The sequence below is a fragment of the Aeromonas simiae genome (assembly GCF_000820125.1).
Lineage (GTDB): Bacteria > Pseudomonadota > Gammaproteobacteria > Enterobacterales > Aeromonadaceae > Aeromonas > Aeromonas simiae.
Genome location: NZ_CDBY01000037.1, coordinates 1 through 717 on the forward strand (window position 1 = coordinate 1; position 717 = coordinate 717).

Annotated in this window: 1 protein-coding gene; it reads right to left on the minus strand. The window is 63.7% G+C overall.

Annotated features, from left to right (window positions below; genetic code table 11):
• Positions 1-129 precede the first annotated feature (129 nt).
• Positions 130-717 (minus strand): Mu transposase domain-containing protein (locus tag BN1134_RS19950; RefSeq protein ID WP_042046075.1); only part of this gene is annotated, 588 nt, incomplete at its 5' end.

A 717-nucleotide genomic window follows, 5' to 3' on the forward strand; every position in this document is an offset into this window, starting at 1 on the left:
TCTTCGGCTTCGATCATCCGTTTGAGCCACTGCTCCGGCGGTGGTAAGGGACGCTCCCGATGCGCCAGCAGCTCGTCGCACAGCGCCGCCATACCAAACAGTTTCAACCCCTGCAGGCGCTGGTAAATTTCATCGGCTGACATGCTGACCTCCCGGTAACAGGCTGTCATAGCGTTGGCAGTTGGCCTGCGGCGGCTGTGCAAGCGGCACCACCTGAGCATGGAGCTGTGGCACCTCGACGGGGCGGCGCAGCCGCTGCAGGTGGTTGAGTACCAGCTCGGCCGAGCTGCCGCCCAGCAGCAGTACCTGCTGGCAGGCTCGCTCCAACAGGTCGAGTCCGTCCTGCCGGGCAGCCAACAGTAGCTTGACCATGTCCCGGTCACCGCCCTTGCGGCTCAGCAGTTGCTGCTGTAAGCGGCTCAAAGCCGGCGGTAACACCCACTCCTTGAAGGGAGCACCGTGGCGCAGCGCGCCGGGTTTGTGCTCGAGCAGGCCGAGGTAATGCCAGGGGTCGAACTGGGTCTTGTCCCGGCCAAACTGGCGGGGATGCTCGGCAATAAGCTCGCTCTGGGCATACACCTGGAGCCGGTCAGCGAAGACCCGGGCTGTGACATGACGATGGGCGTAACGGCTGTCGACACTGTAGGTGTTGCGGTCGAAGTGGATGAGGCAGGTGCTGTCAACCCGCAGCTCCCGCTCCACATAGCCATTGAAGCG